General features: G+C 43.6%; 17 protein-coding genes and 1 tRNA gene. 15 read left to right on the forward strand and 3 right to left on the reverse strand.

Going from position 1 to position 20,848, the window contains the following annotated elements:
* The first annotated feature begins 87 nt into the window (after window positions 1-87).
* The 5 genes from BN8908_RS17050 (at window position 88) to BN8908_RS17070 (ending at window position 7,362) form a co-directional block, all read left to right on the forward strand.
* On the forward strand, window positions 88-1,224 hold the full coding sequence (locus BN8908_RS17050; RefSeq protein WP_148453398.1) for a SusE domain-containing protein: 1,137 nt from the start codon (window positions 88-90) through the stop codon (window positions 1,222-1,224).
* A gap of 154 nt (window positions 1,225-1,378) precedes the next feature.
* A complete protein-coding gene (locus BN8908_RS17055) occupies window positions 1,379-2,596 on the forward strand; it encodes a glycoside hydrolase family 76 protein (RefSeq protein WP_021986811.1) in 1,218 nt (405 codons plus the stop codon).
* Window positions 2,597-2,854: 258 nt separating this feature from the next.
* A complete protein-coding gene (locus BN8908_RS17060) occupies window positions 2,855-4,036 on the forward strand; it encodes a glycoside hydrolase family 76 protein (protein ID WP_068691824.1) in 1,182 nt (393 codons plus the stop codon).
* Window positions 4,037-4,056: 20 nt separating this feature from the next.
* Entirely contained in the window at window positions 4,057-6,426 is a 2,370-nt protein-coding gene (locus BN8908_RS17065) for a GH92 family glycosyl hydrolase (protein ID WP_148453401.1), read from the forward strand.
* A gap of 195 nt (window positions 6,427-6,621) precedes the next feature.
* Window positions 6,622-7,362, forward strand: coding sequence for a GntR family transcriptional regulator (locus tag BN8908_RS17070; RefSeq protein ID WP_068692419.1), 741 nt, complete (start codon window positions 6,622-6,624; stop codon window positions 7,360-7,362).
* Between the two features lie 36 nt (window positions 7,363-7,398).
* Here the strand turns inward: BN8908_RS17070 and BN8908_RS17075 are convergent.
* A tRNA-Phe gene (locus tag BN8908_RS17075) sits at window positions 7,399-7,471 on the reverse strand.
* Between the two features lie 227 nt (window positions 7,472-7,698).
* Between BN8908_RS17075 and BN8908_RS17080 the strand changes: the two genes are divergently transcribed.
* From BN8908_RS17080 to BN8908_RS17090, 3 genes are all read left to right on the forward strand, one after another.
* Entirely contained in the window at window positions 7,699-8,019 is a 321-nt protein-coding gene (locus BN8908_RS17080; protein WP_068691826.1) for an RNA recognition motif domain-containing protein, read from the forward strand.
* A gap of 484 nt (window positions 8,020-8,503) precedes the next feature.
* Window positions 8,504-9,850, forward strand: coding sequence for a WG repeat-containing protein (locus BN8908_RS17085; protein ID WP_021986806.1), 1,347 nt, complete (start codon window positions 8,504-8,506; stop codon window positions 9,848-9,850).
* Between the two features lie 26 nt (window positions 9,851-9,876).
* On the forward strand, window positions 9,877-11,142 hold the full coding sequence (locus BN8908_RS17090; protein WP_021986805.1) for a hypothetical protein: 1,266 nt from the start codon (window positions 9,877-9,879) through the stop codon (window positions 11,140-11,142).
* A gap of 35 nt (window positions 11,143-11,177) precedes the next feature.
* Here BN8908_RS17090 and BN8908_RS17095 read toward each other — a convergent pair whose 3' ends face one another.
* Both BN8908_RS17095 and thiL read right to left on the reverse strand, forming a co-directional pair.
* Complete coding sequence (locus BN8908_RS17095) at window positions 11,178-11,780, reverse strand: hypothetical protein (RefSeq protein WP_021986804.1); 603 nt, start codon at window positions 11,778-11,780, stop codon at window positions 11,178-11,180.
* Between the two features lie 34 nt (window positions 11,781-11,814).
* The gene (gene thiL, locus BN8908_RS17100; RefSeq protein ID WP_068691828.1) at window positions 11,815-12,858 is read right to left on the reverse strand and encodes a thiamine-phosphate kinase; all 1,044 of its coding nucleotides are present in this window, start codon (window positions 12,856-12,858) and stop codon (window positions 11,815-11,817) included.
* 175 nt (window positions 12,859-13,033) lie between these two features.
* Between thiL and sufB the strand changes: the two genes are divergently transcribed.
* The 7 genes from sufB (at window position 13,034) to BN8908_RS17135 (ending at window position 20,758) form a co-directional block, all read left to right on the forward strand.
* Window positions 13,034-14,479 (forward strand): Fe-S cluster assembly protein SufB, encoded by a 1,446-nt coding sequence (gene sufB / locus BN8908_RS17105; RefSeq protein WP_021986802.1) that lies wholly within the window; start codon window positions 13,034-13,036, stop codon window positions 14,477-14,479.
* A 101-nt stretch (window positions 14,480-14,580) separates the two neighbouring features.
* Window positions 14,581-15,327, forward strand: a complete 747-nt coding sequence (gene sufC, locus BN8908_RS17110) for a Fe-S cluster assembly ATPase SufC (protein WP_021986801.1) — start codon at window positions 14,581-14,583, stop codon at window positions 15,325-15,327.
* Window positions 15,328-15,374: 47 nt separating this feature from the next.
* Entirely contained in the window at window positions 15,375-16,736 is a 1,362-nt protein-coding gene (gene sufD / locus BN8908_RS17115) for a Fe-S cluster assembly protein SufD (protein WP_068691830.1), read from the forward strand.
* A 35-nt stretch (window positions 16,737-16,771) separates the two neighbouring features.
* Window positions 16,772-17,995: an aminotransferase class V-fold PLP-dependent enzyme gene (locus BN8908_RS17120; protein WP_021986799.1), complete on the forward strand. Its 1,224-nt coding sequence runs from the start codon at window positions 16,772-16,774 to the stop codon at window positions 17,993-17,995.
* Window positions 17,996-18,050: 55 nt separating this feature from the next.
* A complete protein-coding gene (locus BN8908_RS17125; RefSeq protein ID WP_068692423.1) occupies window positions 18,051-18,470 on the forward strand; it encodes a SufE family protein in 420 nt (139 codons plus the stop codon).
* A gap of 41 nt (window positions 18,471-18,511) precedes the next feature.
* Entirely contained in the window at window positions 18,512-18,826 is a 315-nt protein-coding gene (locus BN8908_RS17130; protein ID WP_021986797.1) for an iron-sulfur cluster assembly protein, read from the forward strand.
* 117 nt (window positions 18,827-18,943) lie between these two features.
* A complete protein-coding gene (locus BN8908_RS17135; RefSeq protein WP_082989302.1) occupies window positions 18,944-20,758 on the forward strand; it encodes a DUF5723 family protein in 1,815 nt (604 codons plus the stop codon).
* Window positions 20,759-20,848: the final 90 nt, after the last annotated feature.

The following is a 20,848-nucleotide window of genomic DNA, read 5'->3' on the forward strand; positions in this document are numbered from 1 at the left end:
ATTTCAATATTCCGGTCGTCTTTGATTCAGGAAGATTGTGAAAATGTAAATAAGTCGATGGACTTAATGATTAAACAAAAACACAAAATGAGACATTTAGCTTTGTTTTTAACGGTATTTTCCTTCCTGTTGACGGGATGTGAAGATGAATATAGTTATTCGGCTGAATTTACCGTACCCCAGACATTGATCAGTCCGGTACCGGTGCAGTTGGATTTAACTTCGACTCAGAATGTTGTATTTTCGTGGAAAGGCGGAGGTGCAGCAGACGGTGGTATTTTATTGTATGAGGTGTTGTTCGATAAAGAAGATGGGGATTTTTCGGCTCCGATTTATAAAACTCCCAGTGATCTGGGGGCAGAACCTCAATTGACGATGACTCATGTCATGTTGAATAAACTGGCCCGTTTGTCCGGAATAAAAACCGGTCAGACCGGTACGTTGAAATGGACGGTGAAAGCTTCCCGCGGAGGTGTCGTGAAGGAAGCAGCCGCGACGGGAGAGGTGACGCTTACCCGTCCGGAAGGACTTGAGCTGCCCGAACAACTATACCTTTTCGGTACAGCTTCCGAAAACGGAGCTGCCGGACAACCTTTCCGTATCGCCAGTGACGGTATCTATGTTGTATATACGACCTTGAAAGCCGACGGGAATATTTATTTTGCCGGAGGAGTGACAGAGGATGACGTAAAATATTACGTCAATGGAGACGGAGTTTTGACGGAAGGCAATGCGACGACAGAAGTAACGAAGCAGGATGTTCCCGTGCGCCTGACTGTGAATTTCAATACGAAGGCGATGACAATCGAGACTGTTTCGGCCATCCGGATGATCTGGGGATGTAATTACAATACGATTGCAGACCTGACCTATGCGGGGAACGGTATATTCAAAGCTACCGGTGTGGCCATCGAATTTGTACAGCCGGATCGTCCGAATACCAATCCTCCGGATTGGCTGGGTTGGACAGAGGAACGGTATTATTTTATTGCGACGGTAAATGGTGTAGAAGTAGGCTGGGGACGTATGGATAATGTATCTGCGGAACGTCCGACAGGAAACGAACCGTTGTCGTTCTATGAACTGGGCGAGTTCGGCTGGAGCCAGTGGGATCACTTGTGGAAGATGAGCGGTAGCCTTGATGTAAAGAGATGTACTGTTACGATTAATACGAATATAGAGGGGTTGATGGTGCATCAGTTTAGCGATGTCCTCCCTCTGTAGATGACGATTGCCACACATGTGGCAATGGAAACTGAAAGTCGGAAGTCAGAAGTCCCTGGATTTTTGACTTTTGACTCTCATCCGAAAATATCCATTCACAGTCGCTAAGGGAAAATGGTGTTTTGATTTCCCGGGGACTTAAAAACAACGAGGTATGAAAAAAATATGTTATTTGATGTTGGGTTTGCTGTTTATGGCATGTAGTGACGGTTCGGAAAAATGGTCTCCCGGCGATGATGATCCCGATGATCCTTCCGGTGGTGGTGAGGAAACCGTTATTTATCATCAACGGGCCAAAGAGATGTTCGATTTGGTACAGAGGTATTACAAACACGGTAATTCCGGTTTGTATAAAGAGAGTTTTCCCTCCCAGTCCGGCGATCCGGAATACTCTTTTCTGTGGCCTTACGACGGACTGGTATCGTCAGCGGCTTTATTGACTCAATTGGGATATGATGTCGGTTATCCGGAAATGGTAAACGGATTTGAAAAATATTGGAGAAATGGGGCTAATGGCAACAATATCGGAGGATATGGCTCTTCGACAGATGGGACTACCGGAGGCGGAACCCGTTTTTATGATGATAATTCGATTGTCGGAATCAGTTTGGTAGAGGCTTATGAAGTGACAGGAAATGCCGATTATTTGCAGCGGGCTGGTCGGATTGTTAAATTCTTACAGAGCGGAGAAGACAATGTATTGGGCGGAGCCTTATGGTGGAATGAAGATCAGAAAAATATGACAGGAGAACCCAATTCCAATAAACCGAGTTGTTCCAACGGATATGCGACGCAGTTTTTGTTGAAATATTATGCTGTATGCGGGGCTTCTGAAAAAGCCGAAGTATTGGCTTTTGCAAAGCGCTTGTACGAGTGGTTGCGGACCAATTTATTAGATCCTTCGGACAAATGTTATTGGAATGATATAAATGCCAAAGGAGAGATCAATAAAACCAAATGGACATACAACACCGGCGTCATGGTGCAGAATGGGATTTGCTTGTATCGCATTACCGGTGAGCAAAGGTATTTGACGGAAGCGGTCGCTTCCGCACAGGGTGGATACGATTTTTTTGTCCGGACGCGGAATGGGGTGACATTGGCTTATCCCGACAACGATCCCTGGTTTAATACCAAGTTGTTACGGGCTTATATTGATTTACAACCTTTGCACCGGGGTGCCGATGCCTGGATCAAGGCTTATCAGAAATTTATCAATAACGGATACGACAATGCCCGGACGGACGAAGGATTCTTTTATGAAGATTGGACGGGTGCCAGTGCGAAACGGTATTATTCGCTGCTGATGCAGGACGCCGTTATTGAATCGTACGGTGCATTGGCTTTGTATGCAGGAGAAGAAGTAAACTGAAATATCGTAGATTTTAAATTTTAGATTGAAAAACGGATAGGAACTTTAGGTTTTCTCGACAGCCTTAAACTCTCTCGACAGTAGCAAAGCCGCACTTGGCAGAACCGAAGGTTCGCTAATCCGCGGATAATGCGAACGTGTTAATCTGAAATCGCAGATTTCACAAAGGGGAGGATTGCGGATTCAATTTAAAGTCGTAAATCTAAAATCTGCAATTTTTAGGCAGAGTTTAATAAACAATGGACTTAAAATCTTAAAATAAAAAATAGAATGCGGAATTTTTTGATTATAGCATGGATTTGTGTTGTGGCCGGAGGATGTCAGGTGGCGAAGAAACCGACTCCCTATCTGGATAAGGCCAAAACGATGTTTGAAAAGGTATGGAATAATTATCGGGTAAAGGAGTACGGGTTGTTTTCGGAATATTATCCGAATACGTATAAACCGGATTTGACCTATTTTCAGGACAGTGCCCGAAAAGCTCAGAAAGTATCTTTTTTGTGGCCGATGAGTGGTGTTTTCTCGTCCGTAAACCTGTTGGCCGAGCTGGATCCCCGGAATTATAGCGTTTATCAGGACTCTATGGTGAAGGCCGTAGAGATGTATTATGATGATCAGCGTACCCCTCCGGGATATCAGGCCTATCCGGTATGCTTTGAAAAAGTCGACCGTTATTATGACGATAACGGTTTGGTGGGGATCGATTATATTGATGCTTATAAGTCGGCGAAAAATCCGGTATATCTGGCTAAAGCAAAAGAAGTGATGACTTTCATTATGAGCGGGTGGGACGATAATTACGGCGGCGCTGTTTCCTGGCTGGAAGGGCATAAGGATCAGAAGCCGGCTTGTTCGAACGGTAAAGCTACTGTCCTGGCTTTGAAATTATATGAGGAAACAAAGGAGCAGCAATACCTGGATTTAGGGCTTCGGTATTACAATTGGATGATGGAACATTTATTGGACGATTCGTTGAATATTATCTGGAATTCTTTATTGACGGAAAAAGGCGAGGTACAACAACATGCCTATACCTATAATACGGGAACAATGATTCAGGCTGCCGTGCGCTTGTATCGGTTTACCGGGGAAGAGAAATTTTTGAAAGAGGCCCGGGAGATGGCAGAAGGAAGTTATCGGTATTATGTTAAAACAACACCGGAAGGTGTGGTTTATATAAGCGACCTCCCTTGGTTTGTGACGGTTCTTTTCCGGGGATATCAGGATTTGTATGAGATCGACGGGGACACTAAGTATGTAGATGCGATTATTGCCAGTGCGGATTATGCCTGGGAACATGCCCGGGATGTGGCCGGTTTGATTTACAATGACTGGACCGGAAGAAACGACGAAAAGACAAAACCCAAATGGTTATTGGATGAGTCTTGTATGATTGAGGTATATACCCGGGCTGCTATGATCCGGGGTGAAATAGAGTAAATCTGATAAAAAGAAAGAAGATGATACGAAAATATATATGGGTAGTATTGTGTATTGGGCTGCTGGGGCAAAGCCGGGCGGAAAGTTTGAAGCCGATAGATTATGTGAATCCGAATATCGGATCGGTGCATAGCCGGTGGTTTTTTTATACTCCGGCGGCAGAACCTTTCGGGATGGCCAAGTTAGGAGCGTCGACAAACGGGAGCTATGGGAATGTACAAGGCTGGGAGGCTGTCGGTTATGAAGACGGACATACTTCCATCGATGGGTTTCCCTGTTTCCATGAGTTTCAGGTAGGAGGGGTCGTGTTGATGCCGGTGGTCGGAGCGTTAAAAACGAATCCCGGAAAATTGGAAAATCCGGAGGAAGGGTATCGTTCCCGTTTTGACAAGGCAACGGAAAAAGCCCGCCCGGGATATTATTCGGTCGTATTGAAAGATTATGATGTGAAAGCCGAATTGACGGCCACGACCCGGGTCGGATTTCAACGTTATACTTTCCCGGCTTCCGATATGTCCCGTATTGTTTTCGACGTCGGTAACCGTTTGGGGGAAAGCGGTGCGGTACGGAATGCTTATGTGAAGTGGGATGGAAAGGATGTGGTCGAAGGATATGTCATAACGGAACCGGAATACGTGAAAAAATACCAGGCCGGAGCTACTGTGAATATGTATTTTTATGCTCGGTTGAGCCGGACACCGGAAAGTGTGGATGTATTTTACCGGGACGGCGAAATACGGCAGGCTGCGGAGATTGAAGGTGCCGGTGCCGGAATGAGCTTGAATTATAAGACGAAGGCAGGGGAAGTAATCGATGTGAAAATCGGACTCTCCTATACTTCTGTTGAGAATGCAAAATTGAATTTCGAAACGGAAGCTGCCGGGTTGTCTTTTGAGCGGGCATTGAAGAAGGTAACGGCCAAATGGGAAGAAAATCTGGGCAGAATATCGGTGAGCGGAGGTACGAATGAAAGCAAGATTAAATTTTATACCGGACTCTATCATGTTTTGTTGGGACGGGGAATCGTCAGTGATATTAACGGGGCATACCCCAGAAACGACGGCACGGTAGGACAAATTGAAAAAGACCGGCACGGTAATCCCAAACACAACCATTATAATACGGATGCCGTATGGGGAGCTTACTGGAACCTGACCCCATTATGGGCTTTGGCATTTCCCGAATATTACAATGATTTTATCAGTAGTCAGTTGTTGGTGTATGAGGATGCCGGATGGCTGGGAGACGGTATTGCCTGTAGTAAGTATGTTTCCGGTGTCGGAACGAATATGATGAGTATAGCATTTGCCGGAGCTTATCAAAGCGGGCTTCGGGGATTTGATGTGGAAAAAGCTTATCAGGCTGCTTTAAAAAATGAGTTGGGTTCGGAAGGACGTATCGAGGGAGCGGGTAAAATGGATGTGAATCAGTTTGTGAAACTCGGGTACGTTCCTTATGAAAACAGCTATCATTTCGGTACGCACCCGGGAGGCTCTACTTTTTCGGCTTCTCATACCCTGGAATACAGTTTTAGTGCTTATGCGGTGTCCCAATGGGCAAAAGCGTTGGGAAAACAGGAAGATTACCTGCGTTTGAAAGAATTGTCGAAAGGCTGGGAGAAATTGTTCGATCCGGAATGTAAAATGATTCGGCCGCGGGTAGTCGGCGGTGCCTTTATCGATAAATTCGATCCGTTGGAATCCTGGAGGGGTTTTCAGGAAGGGAATGCGATGCAGTATACCTTTTTTGTTCCTCAGGACCCCCAGAGCTTGATCCGGAAAGTAGGAAAAGATGAATTCAACAATCGGCTGGATTCCATATTTACTGTTGCCCGCCAGACTATTTTTGGCGGGGGTAAAGTCGTAAATGCTTTCTCCGGTTTGCAAAGTCCGTATAACCACGGCAATCAGCCGAGTCTGCATATTTCCTGGTTGTTTAATTTTTCTGGAAAGCCTTATCTGACTCAAAAATGGACCCGTTTGATTTGTGATGAGTTTTACGGTGTGAGCGGAGAACATGGATATGGTTACGGGCAGGATGAAGATCAGGGACAATTGGGAGCATGGTATGTCATGACTGCTATGGGGCTGTTCGATGTACAGGGCGGAGCAACGGTACATCCCACTTACCAGTTGGGAAGTCCTCTTTTCGACCGGATTGAGATTCGTTTGAGTCCGGTAAATGCTTCCGGACGTAAATTTGTGATCGAGACGACCGGAAACGGCCCCGATGCTTACTATGTACAATCTGCTTCTCTGAATGGGAAGGATTTGGATAATTGCTGGATATACCGGGAGGATATTTACAAAGGCGGTGTGTTGAAATTGAAAATGGGCCGGCAACCGGCTGAGACCTGGGGGGTGAAAGAACCGCCTTATTATGCCCAATAATAGTGATGTGACGAGATGTGGAAATAAGGCTGTGCCGGATTTCCACATTCTTTTGGGAATTGTATGTGTTTGTGACTACGTATCAGATAAGCCGGCCTTTTATTTGTACTAATTGAGGCACTTTCATGATTTTTTAGTTAAAACGATTAAATTTTTTTATCTTTGTAGGAGATGTTTGGGACAAATGTAGAGATTATGTCGTTAAAATTGGATCATAACAGCACTATCCCCCTGCATGTGCAGGCCGAAAACCTGTTGAGGTCGCTTATTTCGCAGGAGGAATATCAGCATGGGAAATTATTGCCCAATGAGGTGGAGTTGGCTCAACAATTGAATATTTCCCGTAATACATTAAGACAGGCCATCAATCGTTTGGTTTTTGAGCAGCGCTTGATTCGTAAAAAAGGTTACGGAACAGTCGTTGCACCTAAAGGCGTATATAGTAATGCCCGGAACTGGACGAGTTTCACACGGGAGATGAAAGCTTTGGGGATAGAGATAAAAAATTTCGAATTGCATGTAAGCTGGCAATCTGTTTCCGATAATGTGGCTAATTTTTTTAATGTACCGGTCGGTACGAAGGTGTTATGTATGGAGAAACTGAGAGGAAAAACGGATTTTCCTTTCGTGTATTTTATTTCGTATTTCAATCCCCGGATCGGTATTACCGGGCAGGAGGATTTCAGTCAGCCTTTGTATGACATGTTATCTAAAGAATTCGATATAGAAGTGGGTATTTCCCGGGAAGAAATCAATGCCAGACATTGCCCCGGCAAATATGCGGATAAATTGAATATCGAGGAAGGAGAACCGATATTGGTCAGAAAAAGATATGTATACGACGTACAGGATATGCCTGTCGAATTCAATATCGGATATTACCGGGCAGATAGTTTCACTTATTCGATAGAATTCAGGAAAGATCAGAATAATTAAAAAAAGAGAGTTGCAATGCAACTCTCTTTTTTTGGGTGGTATCACCTGGAATCGAACCAGGGACACAAGGATTTTCAGTCCTTTGCTCTACCGACTGAGCTATGACACCGTCTTTTTGCGTGTGCAAATGTAGATACTTTTTCTGAAAATGCAAATAAAATGAAGAATAAAATGAAAAATATTTTTCTGAAAAAAATATTGGTTTTTTTTATTTCTGATAATTAATAATTTAGTTTATATTTGCTGCGGTAGAGGAATTCCGGATTCTTTTTTTGTAACTAAAAAAAGCAGGCCTGCGTATCTTTCTACATGTTTTACTAATTTAATTTTTTTATTGTGAATATTTTTGTTGCAAAAATGAGTTCTACCACCACTGGGGAGGACTTGGCTGCTCTTTTCGGAGAGCATGGGACAGTAACTTCTGCAAAAGTTATTACTGATCGTGAAACCGGTAATTCGAAATGTTTTGGTTTCGTTGAAATGGAAGACGAAACAGAAGGAATGAATGCTATCAATGCTCTCAATGAAACAGAATTCCAAGGCAGAAAAATTGTTGTGAAAAAAGCACGGCCGAGAGAAGAAGGAGAAGAAAGAAATTATCACAGACCTTTCCAGAGAAACAACGGAGGAGAAAGAAGATTTAATTCTCATCATTGATTGGTGAAAGTAATGTTAAGCTGTCCGGAAGAAGTTCCGGACAGTTTTTTTATATCTTAAATTCTGCCTGTGATTTGCTGATCTTTTACTTTTCTGGCTTTTGGTGTATTGATTTTTACATATATTAAAAAAAAGGAACAAAAAGTAGCAGGTCGCTGATTAAATTTTTATATTTGACAGAAAAATTGAACGTTTTAATTGCAGATTTTAAATTGACGATTTTGGACTAAAAGAATTCGATAACGAATCAGTTTGCCCAATAATTTAAAATTTACAATCTAAAATTTACAATTTATATGAAGGTTTTAATCGTGCTTTTATTTTTGATTTATCATTTATAATTCTTCTTTTTTACAAGAAAGGGATGTGCGTATAATCTAAAATCGTAAATCGTGAATCGTAAATCTAAAATCGTAAATCTAAAATTAAGGCCTTCTTTATTTCAGGTGGTGTTTTAAAAAGTGCTAATTTAAAAATTTGTGGTATGAATTTTATTTACAAGCAACTACTTTTTTGTTTTTTACTGATCGGTTGTTTGTCTGTGTATGGGCAGCAGCCGGAAGAAAATGTGGTTTGGCAGGAAAGAGACGGAAAGTATTTTTTGGCGGATGCCGATGGTAATGCTTTGAGTTCTGCCGTGTATGATCAGTTTGGGGATTGGCTCGGCGACCGGGCTTGGGTGAGAAATGATCAGAAATTCGGTATTATCGGTAAACAAGGGCAAGAGATGTTACCGGTTGTTTATGAAAATTTTATACTGGATTTTACGGAGAGCGGTTTATTGGCTAAACAAAATGGGAAATGGGGATTTATAGACTGGAAAGGGGGAGTGGTTATTCCTTTCCAATATGATTTTGTGACGGATTCGTATTCGAATGGGTTGATAGGTGTAAACGTGGGGGGAGAGAGTACGGATAAAAGTATCAGGGGTGGCAAATGGGGATTTGTAAATAAGAAAGGTCGTATTATTTGTGTACCTAAATATAGTTATGTCGGTTCAGATTGTCAGGACGATGTGATTTGGGTGAATGCGGGAGGGTCGATTGATGCAGAAGGAAATGTTACCGGCGGGAAATTCGGACTTGTCAATGCCGCCGGCAAGGAGGTTGCGTTTTTAAAGTATGACGATGTGGCTGCAGCACGTCAGGCTTATAGGGAATCTTTGGAGAAAGTGAGGTGGAAAAAGAACGGAACTAAATTTGCTTTGTATGATAAAAAGACGGGGAAAATGGTTTCCAAAACTTACGATAAATATTGGGAATGGTCCGGAGACCGGGCGATTGTTTCCAATAATCAGAAATTCGGTTATATCGATAAGAACGGAAAAGAAATTGTCCCGGTCATATACGACGATATGAAGCTGAAGCATACGGAGGAAGGAATATTGGCTAAAAAAGACGGGAAATGGGGATTCGTGGATTGGCAGGGACAGCCTGTTCTGCCTTTTCAGTACGATGTCCTCAGTAATATATTGGATAACGGATTGGTGGCCGTAAATATCGGAGGCCAGGCTGTTAATAATCAAGGCACCATAGACGGAGGATTGTGGGGGTATATTGATATACATGGCCGGGTCATTGCTCCTGTAAAATACAATTATGTCGGCTCTCAATGGACGGACGGTATGGTTTGGGTCAATCTGGGAGGAAAAATAAATGTCGGGGATAATTCTGTATCCGGCGGGAAATTCGGGCTTATTGACACGACCGGTTTGGAGGTTGTGCCGGTATTGTTCAGCGGTGACCAGCAGGCTCGGGAAGCATTGCAGAAAGGATTGGGAAATTTATTCGGAATAGGGGATGTCATTCCGGATCAGGTATGGGATTATTAAAAACAAATAGAGATAAAATCAGACTTATGAAAATCATATTTATATTTTTGGCGTATACTGTTTTTTTTATGAATATTTCCTGGGGGCAGGAAAGCGGATCTAAATATCGCCGGAGTTCTTTATATACAATGCTGATAACTCATCCTTCGGACAAATTCGGAAAAGATATAGAGGACGTATTTATCTCTATGCCTACTCCGGATAAATTCGATAATCATGATTTGAATGTAAAAACGGTGCAAAGCCCTTATAGGCATAAAGCCAAACGGGGAGGAACGAATGAAGAATGGAGTACCCTGACGACTTTTTTGGATAGTAATGCCGTAGCCAGACGTGTGGTTGCCAAGTGGTTCAACCGGGATAAAAGAAACGGAACTTTTGATATGAGTCTGGTGGCTTACCGGGGACATTACAATGCTTCCGAACTGGATGTGCAACTGGCTAAAGCCAGTGTGCGGGGAACGGGGCTTTTGGCTGACGCCGGAGAGGAGTTGGTCGGAAATACGTTTATTATGGTCAATGACATCCGGTATGTGGATAAAGAAGAAAGAGGAAAAATGTGGGGGTCCATATTGCAGGGGATCGGTGAAATAGCTGGGGCCGCGGTAGGAGGAGATACAGGAGAAGCGATTACTTCCCTGGGGAATACGGCACAGGATTTTGCCAATATGATCGCCGGTTTCAGGGTTATCGTTACCTCTTATCTGTATCGCTTGGAATGGAATGAGGAGGTTGCCAATACATTTTACCAGGATTATTATACGGACGCTTCCTCCCTGGAGCCTCATAAAATAGCTGCTTTTCAGCAAGACCGGACGACATTCAGGTTGAAATATATCGGGCATCAGATTATCGATAGCGGTAAGACTTCGATGAACGGGATCGAAGCTGCCAATAACGATGCTTTGAAAAGTCAGATGATTCGTAAAGTTTGTACCCGTGCCCTGGATAAATCGATTGTCGAGTTGCAAAAAGAACACGAAGAGTTCAAAGTGAAAGTGCCGATTTTAAAAGTAGAGCCTTATATTGCGGCACAGATCGGTTTGAAGGAAGGGCTGACCAGTAAATCGAAATTTGAGGTGTTGGAGCAATATCAGGATGAGAACGGCCGCACCCGCTATAAAAGAGTCGGTGTCGTAAAACCGGAGGGAACGATCTGGGATAACCGCTATATGGCTGTGGAAGAAAAAGCAAGCGGAGCAAATCTGAATGAAACCCGTTTCAAGAAGGTGAGTGGCGGTACTTTTTATCCCGGGATGCTTTTGAGGGAGATTAAATTCAAAAAGAATTAGATTTTACAATATGAAATGAACCGTCGTCAGGCGGTTCATTTTTTGTATTTTGCTTTTAGGAAGGCCAAAAGAACTTTGTGCAGCAAAATTGCTTCCCGGTATTCCGGATCGGTCATGTCCGGATTTATTTCAACTGCATTGCAAGCTTCGTTGACCTGTTCGTCGCTGTCGATAAACTCCGGGAAATTTTCTTCCAGCCACAACATATCCGCTATCTGCATTTTACCGATACATTCGAGTGCCAGGTTACGGGCTTCCAGCCTGTTGTCGTCCCGGTATTTTTTCAGGAATATTTCGATGATGGCATCGGTAAAATAGTCGCTGAAATAATGCAACAACAGCAACCTGCGTTTGTAGTGTTCGGGAGAAGTCCGCAGGGAGTCGTTTAAAACCGAGCCGAGTCCGGTGTAAGCCAATTCTGCTGTTTCGATACTGTCTTCCTCTTCTTCGTCAAGTTCGAGCAGCAGTATTTTAAACAAGGTATCGCTGTATTGGTCTTGCAAATCATAAGTAATGCTGTCGTGGTAATAGTCTTGCCGGTGGTGCATAACTTCCCGAAGGGACGAGGTTAAAGCTTTCCGGTTACCTTCTTCACAATAGTGTTGAATTTCTTCCAATAATAATTTCAGGTCTTTCATCGGTTCTGTTTTCCGTATTGATCGAAAATGTATTTTATTCCTTTGTGGCACTGAAATTTGTCCAGCCTTGTGCTTTCAGTTCGAACGAATTGCCATCCCGGGTCCTCAATTGGTAACCCTCTGCTACCGGAGTCGTATGTCCGACGACACTGATATGCGGAAGTGACGTTACTTGGTCGAAAACTTCCAGGGGAACCGTAAATAATAATTCGTAATCTTCTCCTCCGGATAAGGCGCAGACCGTGGCGTTCATATTCAGTTCTTCCGCCATTTTATAGGTCTGGTAGTCGATGGGGATTTTTTCTTCATAAAGTTTACAGCCGATACCGGAAGCTTTGCAGATGTGCATGATTTCGGAGGATAACCCGTCTGAAATATCGATCATTGCCGTGGGGTGTATGTGTTTTTCCCGTAATGTCCGGATAATATCGACACGGGCTTCGGGTTTCAGTTGCCTTTCCAGAATATATTCGTAACCTGAAAAATCCGGTTGTACAGCTTGCTCATTGCCGGAAAAGACCGTTTTTTCCCTTTCCAGCAGTTGAAGCCCCATGTAAGCGGCTCCCAGATCTCCGGTGACACAGATCAGTTGGTTTTCCTTAGCTGTGTTGCGGTAAACGATTTGCTCTTCGTCCGCTTCTCCGAGAACGGTAATGCTGATACACATACCGGTTTTGGAGGATGTGGTGTCTCCCCCGATCAGATCGACGCCGTACTTCTCGCAGGCCAGGTATATTCCGGAATACAGCTCTTCGACACTTTCCAGGGAAAAGTGATTGGAGAGAGCGAGGGAAACGGTGATTTGCCGGGCGGTGCCGTTCATAGCACAAATATCGCTGACATTGGAAGCGACGGCTTTATATCCCAGATGCTTCAAAGGAGTATAGGTCAGATCGAAATGAATCCCCTGAATCAGCATATCCGTACTGACCAATATTTTTTTTGAGCCGTAATCCAATACAGCGGCATCGTCTCCGACACCTTTACAGGAAGACGGATTTTTCAACTGGATTGTTTTGGTAAGATGTTCGATTAATCCGAATTCACCTACTTCAGATAATTCCGTGTATTTTGCCATAATTGAAAATTAAAATAAGGTATTACAAAAGTAATGTAAAAAAAGAAGGGTACAATATAGTTAATCTTTATCCTGTAATAAAAATAATTGACGAGAGGTTCAAAGGAATAAAGGATGGCTGTGTTAAATATATTTTGTAATTTTGCAGGGATTAGCATAAAATGAAACAGAAAATATGGCTAAAGAACAAGACGATATATTGCAGGAAGTTACCGGGAGCGACTATAAATATGGTTTTGTAACCGATGTGGAGACGGATACAATCGGGAAGGGATTGAGTGAAGAGGTGATCCGGACGATTTCGGCAAAAAAAGAGGAACCGGAGTGGTTGTTGGAATTCCGGTTGAAAGCTTACCGGAAATGGTTGACGATGAAAATGCCGGCTTGGGCACAACTGGATATTCCGGAGATCGATTACCAGGATATTATTTATTATGCTGCTCCCAGGCAGGAAGCCAAAAAAGAATGGGAGGATGTGGACCCGGAATTGAAGGCGACTTTCGATAAGCTGGGGATTCCTTTAAACGAGCAGAAGACATTGGCAGGTGTGGCTGTCGATGCTGTTATGGATAGTATCTCTGTAAAAACGACGTTTAAGGAAGCGTTGGCAGAGCGGGGGGTTATTTTTTGCTCGTTTTCCGAGGCCGTGAAAAACCACCCGGACTTGGTCAGAAAATATCTGGGAACGGTTGTTCCGTACAACGACAATTTTTTTGCTGCGTTGAACTCTGCTGTTTTCAGCGACGGTTCTTTCGTGTATATCCCCAAGGGAGTGCGTTGCCCGATGGAGTTGTCTACTTATTTCCGGATCAATGCGGCTAAAACGGGCCAGTTTGAACGGACGTTGATTGTTGCCGAAGACGATTCTTATGTCAGCTATCTGGAAGGATGTACCGCACCCCAGCGGGATGAGAATCAGCTCCATGCTGCAATTGTAGAGATCGTGATCGAGAAAAATGCGGAAGTAAAATACAGTACGGTACAGAATTGGTATCCGGGGGACAAGGAAGGCAAAGGCGGAATATATAACTTCGTGACCAAGCGGGGAATATGTAAGGGAGAGAACGCCAAATTGATTTGGGCGCAGGTAGAAACCGGATCGGCTATTACCTGGAAGTACCCGAGTACAATTTTGAAAGGAGACGGCTCTGTCAGCGAATTTTATTCCGTAGCAGTAACCAATAACTACCAACAGGCCGATACAGGTACTAAAATGATACATATCGGAAATAACACCCGTAGCCGGATTGTATCGAAGGGTATTTCGGCCGGTTATAGCAGCAATTCCTACCGGGGAAAGGTCAAGGTCGTGAAGACCTGTCAAAATGCCCGGAATTATTCCCAATGCGATTCCTTGCTGTTAGGGGATAAATGCGGTGCTCATACCTTCCCTTATTTGGAAATTGAAAATCCGACGGCTCAGGTGGAGCATGAAGCTACTACATCTAAAATCGGAGAAGATCAGATTTTTTATTGCAACCAGCGGGGAATATCGACAGAAGATGCTGTCGGCTTGATAATAAAAGGATATGCAGGGGATGTGATCAATAAAATGCCGATGGAGTTTGCCGTAGAAGCCCAGAAGTTGTTGCAGATCAGTTTGGAAGGCAGCGTAGGATGAGGTATTTAAACGCAGAAAGAGAATAGAAATGATAATATATTGAAAGGAGAAAAAGAAAAGTCATTTTCGATTTTCAATTTTCAGTTTTCAATTGAACAGCTATGTTAAAGATAAAAGATTTACATGCCGTCGTTGACGGAAAAGAAATATTGAAAGGGATCAACCTGGAAGTGAAAGCCGGCGAGGTACATGCAATCATGGGACCTAACGGAGCCGGTAAGAGTACATTATCTGCTGTTTTGACGGGACGTGAGCGGTTTCAGGTGACACAGGGGGAGATTGAATTTAACGGGAAAAACTTACTGGAATTGCCGGCTGAAGACCGGGCAAGAGAGGGGATTTTTCTGAGTTTCCAATATCCGGTAGAAATACCGGGAGTGAGTACGGTTAACTTTTTGAAAACAGCGGTCAATGAGCATCGTAAATACGACGGTTTGCCGCCTTATCCGGCCGGTGATTTCCTGAAAATGATCCGGGAAAAAATGGAGTTGGTTGGTATCGATAGTAAGTTGTTGAACCGTTCCCTGAATGAAGGCTTTTCCGGAGGGGAGAAAAAAAGAAATGAAATTTTTCAGATGGCCGTACTGGAACCCAAACTGGCTATTCTCGACGAAACGGACTCCGGTTTGGATATCGATGCGTTACGTACCGTCGCTCAAGGTGTGAATAAATTGAAAAGACCCGATAATGCGACGATCGTCATTACTCACTATCAACGTTTGCTGGATTACATCGTACCGGATGTGGTACACGTATTGTATGACGGTAAAATTGTAAAGACGGCCGGAAAAGAATTGGTGGCTGAATTGGAAAAATACGGTTACGATTGGATTAAAAAGGGGTTATAAGCGACGGGGTAGGCAGAGTGTCGGTTTAACTCGAAATTTGAATGTTTATGGCTGAAATTGAAAAAATAAATAATGATTTTGTAAATCTTTTCCGGGAAGGACGTCCTTTGCTCGAGAACGGATGCGGAAAAGCGATGAACGTTTGTAGGGAAGAAGCTTTTCGGCATTTTGAAGCGCTGGGAGGTGTCCCGTATAAAACGGAAGATTATTGGTATACCGATTTGTCGTCGGTGTTGGGACTGGATTACAAAATCGTATTGAAGTATATAGCGCAGGATGTCGATTTGAAGGAGGTGTTCCGCTGTGCGGTTCCGGATCTTTTGACGAATCTTATATTGACGGTAAACGGTTGGTATTTCAAAGAAAATGCGCCGATAGAGATACCGGAAGGGGTGATTGTTTGTGGCTTGCAGGAAGCGGGCGTCAAATATCCGCATCTGTTGGAGTCTCACTATAACCGTTATACTCCTGCAGCGGCAAAGGATGGCATGATTGCTTTGAATACGGCTTTTGCCCAGGATGGCTTGTTTGTATATATTCCGAAAAATACAGTTGTCGAGCGCCCCTTACAGGTCGTGAATCTGTTGCGGGCAAAAGCCGATTTGATGGCTTTCCAACGAAATCTGATTGTGGTGGAAGCCGGTGCACAGGCTACGATGCTGGTATGCGACCATACGCTTTCGGACAATCGTTTCCTGATGAATAATACAACGGAAGTGTATTTGGGGGAAGGAGCTCATCTCGATTATTATCAGGTGCAGAATCAGCATTTGGGGGCCTCTCAAATTAATTCGTTGCTGATTTCCGAGCAGCGTAACTCTGTTTTTGAAAGTAATCTGGTTACATTGTATGGGGGAATGATCCGGAACAACCAGTATGTTGCCCTGAATGGAGAGGGAGGGGAATGCCATTTGTATGGAATTTATATCTTGGATAAAAGCCAGCATGTCGACAATTACTCTTATATAGACCATATTGCGCCTCATTGTACCAGTAACGAGCATTTTAAAGGTGTATTGGACGATGCTTCTGTTGCTAATTTCTCCGGTTGTATCCGTGTGGAGCCCGATGCTCAGAAAACAGAGGCCTATCAGGCAAACAATAATCTGCTGCTGACAGATACGGCGAGGGTGAACACAAAACCGCAATTGATCATCGATGCCGATGATGTGAAATGCAGTCACGGAGCGACGGTCGGACAAATCGATGAAGAGGCGATGTTTTATCTTCGTTCCCGGGGAATCAGTATGGCAGAGGCCCGGATGATGATGATGTTTGGGTTTGCCCATGACATTGTGCGCCGGGTGAAGCTGGAGCCGTTGCGGGTAAAGATCGATGATTTGATCGATAAGCGTTTCCGGGGTGAATTTTCCAAATGTTATAATTGCCTGATGCAATGTAAGAAGTAGATCAATGAGAAACTTCGGTTTTCAAATTTTGTAAGATGTTCGATATTTGTAAAATAAGGGCCGATTTCCCGATTTTTCAGGAAGAGATATATGGGAAGCCGTTGATTTATCTGGATAGTGGAGCTACCAGCCAACGTCCCCGTCAGGTCGTCGATAAAATGACCGAGTATTACTTGCGTTACAACTCGAATGTGCACCGGGGGGTACATTATTTAAGTAATATATGTACCGATGCCAATGAGGAAGCCCGCCGTGTTGTTCAGCAATTTGTTCATGCTGCTTCGGAAAAAGAGATTATTTTTACCCGGGGAACCACGGAAAGTATAAATCTGGTTGCATATACCTTTGGGGAGGCTTTTATCGGGGAAGGAGATGAAATTTTGGTGACGGAGATGGAACACCATGCCAACATCGTTCCCTGGCAGATGTTGTGTGAACGCAAAGGTGCAAAACTAAAAGTGGTCCCGTTTAACGAGGCGGGGGAGCTCGACTTGGCGGCCTTTGAGCGTTTGCTGACCGATCGGGTAAAACTGGTGGGAGTTGCTTATGTTTCGAATGTATTGGGGACGGTGAATCCGGTGGAGACGATCATCCGCAAGGCACATGCCGTCGGAGCCCGGGTTCTTATTGACGGGGCTCAGGCTGTACAGCATATCGCTGTGGATGTACAGGCTTTGGATTGCGATTTTTTTGTTTTTTCCGGACATAAGATATATGGACCGACCGGAGTCGGTGTTTTATACGGTAAGGAAGAATTACTGGAGCAGATGCCTCCTTGGCAGGGAGGGGGAGAGATGATCAGGGAGGTACGTTTTGAGAAAACGACTTATAACGAGCTGCCTTTTAAATTCGAAGCCGGAACCCCTGACTTTATCGGAATTATCGGTTTAGGTGAAGCCTTGAAATATGTGAATGCGATCGGTTTGCCGGAGATAGCTTCCTATGAGCATGCATTGCTGGCCTATGCCATGCGGCAGATAAAAGAGGTTCCGGGAATGCGTATATTTGGAGAGGCTGCCTGTAAGTCGTCGGTTATTTCTTTTGCCGTAGGGGATATTCATCATTCAGATATGGGCGTTCTGTTGGATAAGATGGGGATTGCCGTGCGTACCGGGCAATTGTGTGCCGAGCCGGTTATGCAACATTACGGAGTAACGGGGATGGTACGGGCTTCTTTGGGAATGTATAACACGGAAGAAGAAATCGATATTTTGTGCGGAGGTATAAAAAGAGTCGCCAAAATGTTCGGTATCGGGTAAAACTGTTGTAATTTTGTTGAAATTTGAATTACCGGATCCGGAATTTGTAAATAGAATGAAGACAATAGAAGAAATAGAGCGGGAAATTACCGAGGAGTTTTCGGTTTATGAAGATTGGATGGACAAGTATGCTTATCTGATCGAAATCGGGACGGCAATGCCCGATATGGCTGAGCAGCATAAAACGGAAGATAATCTGATCAAAGGGTGTCAGTCGAGAGTATGGTTTCATGCGGAAATGAAAGATGGATTGCTTTACTTCACGGCGGATAGCGATGCGATTATCACCAAAGGGATTGCCGGATTACTGATCCGGGTGTTTTCCGGACAAAAGCCGGAGGATATCGTAAAGGCCGATTTGCATTTTATCGATGAGATCGGGCTGACACAGCATTTGTCGCCGACCCGTTCAAACGGACTTTTGTCCATGGTGAAGCAGATAAAGATGTACGGAATTGCTTTTTCCGCCGGATAATGCAGAAATTATCGTATTAAAAATAGTATAAACCTGACTGTATGGCAGCGAGCTTGATAAGAGATTTGATCATCGAGAAATTATGTACGGTCTATGATCCTGAAATTCCTGTTAATGTCTGGGATTTGGGCTTGATTTATAATATAGAGTTCCCCAAACCTTCGGAAGTGATTATCGAAATGACATTGACAGCCCCCGGTTGTCCTATTGCTGATGAGATCGTGCAACAAGTGCACGATGTTGTGATGGAAATCGAAGGCATTAACAGTGTTACCGTCAATTTGGTTTTTGAACCGGCGTGGGGACCGGATCGGATGAGTGAGGTGGCGAAGCTGGAATTGGGGTATGATATCTGATGGAAAGGCATAAAGCCGATAAACTTTTGTAACTTTATAAATTCATTTTTGTTTTTGTTGATATTTTAACATAGATTTGCAAATTGAAAAGATGCGTTTGTAAATTTTAAGATATCTATGAGAATAAAGATGAAGCGTTGTGTGCTTGTATTGCTTGCCGTCCTTTCTTTGGCAGAGGTTACAAAGGGGCAGGATGGTAACAATGTTACTTACTACTTATCGAATTTACCGCAAAGAGTCAGAATAAATCCTTCCTATCAGCCTGAATACAAAGTATGGATCGGATTGCCGGCATTGAGTGGTATATCGGTTAATTACATGAATTCCTCTTTCGGGATAGACGATCTGATACGAAAAGGTAAAAATGATTCCTTGTATGTAGATATCGACCGCATGTATAAATCGTTGCGGAAAAATAATATCGTCAGCTTATTCAATGAAAATTCCCTTTTAACTGTCGGAATCAGATTTAAAAGTTGGTATGCTACTTTGGATATTACGCAGAAAAACGATGTCGTATTTCGTACCAGCAAAGATATTTTTACTTTTTTGAAAAACGGAAATGCTCCTTATCTGGGAAAAAACTTTGATTTGGGTGGAATTGGGCTGAAAGCGAGTCTGTATGACGAGTTCGCTTTCGGTTTGTCGAAAAAGCTGAACAATAAATGGACTGTCGGCGGGCGGGCTAAATTTTTGCTGGGTATTGCCAATGTGGATATGAAAAAGTCCAAAATAAGCGTAAATACGAAAAGCGACGGAAGCAGTCTTTTGTTGCACTCGGAGCAGGATATATGCATATCGGCACCGGTTACGCTGGATTATAAATTGAAGGATGGGTTTGTAGAATGGGATGACCTGGATGCCGATGTCGATGATTTTAATACTTCCATGGTATTGAATACGAAAAATCCGGGATTTGCTTTGGATTTGGGGGCGGAATATCAGTTTAATGAAAAAGTGAAATTCTATGCCAGTATTATAGATGCCGGTTTCATCCATTGGGGAGGGAAAGGTTACCGTTTTACCCAGAATACGACTTTCGACTGGACGGGAGCAGATGCTTCCAATAGCGGTAATTCCAACGATGAAAACTATGTTTCGATAGACGATGCTTTCGATGATATGATCGATAGCTTAAAAAATAATTTCCGTTTAAAAGAAGGAAACAGCGGATATACGACGATGTTGCATTCGAAAATGTATCTGGGTGCCACCTATGATGTACATAAGATGCTGACGGTCGGAGGACTTTTGCGGATGACGATGATGGATAAAACCTTTTATCCTTCTTTTACGGCTTCTGCCGATGCCCGTTTGTGCCGGAATGTGAGTGCTGCCGTTTCATATACGGTTATGCCGGGGAATTATGTAAATCTCGGTGTAGGAATTACAGCAAAGGCAGGACCTGTTCAATTTTATGCTTCAACGGATAACGTCATGGGGGCGAATTATACGAGTACGCAATCTTTGGGCGGACGTTTCGGTATAAACCTGTTGTTCGGTCATAAGGATAAGAAGAAAAAAGTAAAAGAGGAAGAAGTACCGGCCGAAACGGTTGTGGTACCGGTGAAAAAACCGGAACCTGAAGTGAAAAAAGATACGGTGCAGTTGGATACTACGCCGAAGGTAGAACCCCGGCCTGAGATGTTGGTAGCTCCCGAACGGGAAGAAACCATGTTGGGGGTTGGCGAGACGGGTAAGCCTTATCATGTCATTTTAGGTAGTTTCAAAAGTAAATTAAGGGCGGAAAGATTGCAGGGACGGTTGGTAAAACAGGGATTTAAAGAAGCTAAGATCATGCAGAATGAACAGGGCATGTACCGGGTAAGTGCCGTAGCTTTCAGTCAGCGTGAAGAAGCCTGGGCAAAAGTATTTGAAATCCGGGAAAAATATGCTCAGTTTTTTGATGCCTGGGCTTTGAAAGTCAATTAAATTTGTTTGTTATATAATATCCGAAAAGTTTTGGGTTGGAATAAGAGAATGTTTTGTTTCTCTTGGTTCCGGGAAAACGCCAGAACTTCT

It is taken from the genome of Culturomica massiliensis (genome assembly GCF_900091655.1).
GTDB lineage: Bacteria > Bacteroidota > Bacteroidia > Bacteroidales > Marinifilaceae > Culturomica > Culturomica massiliensis.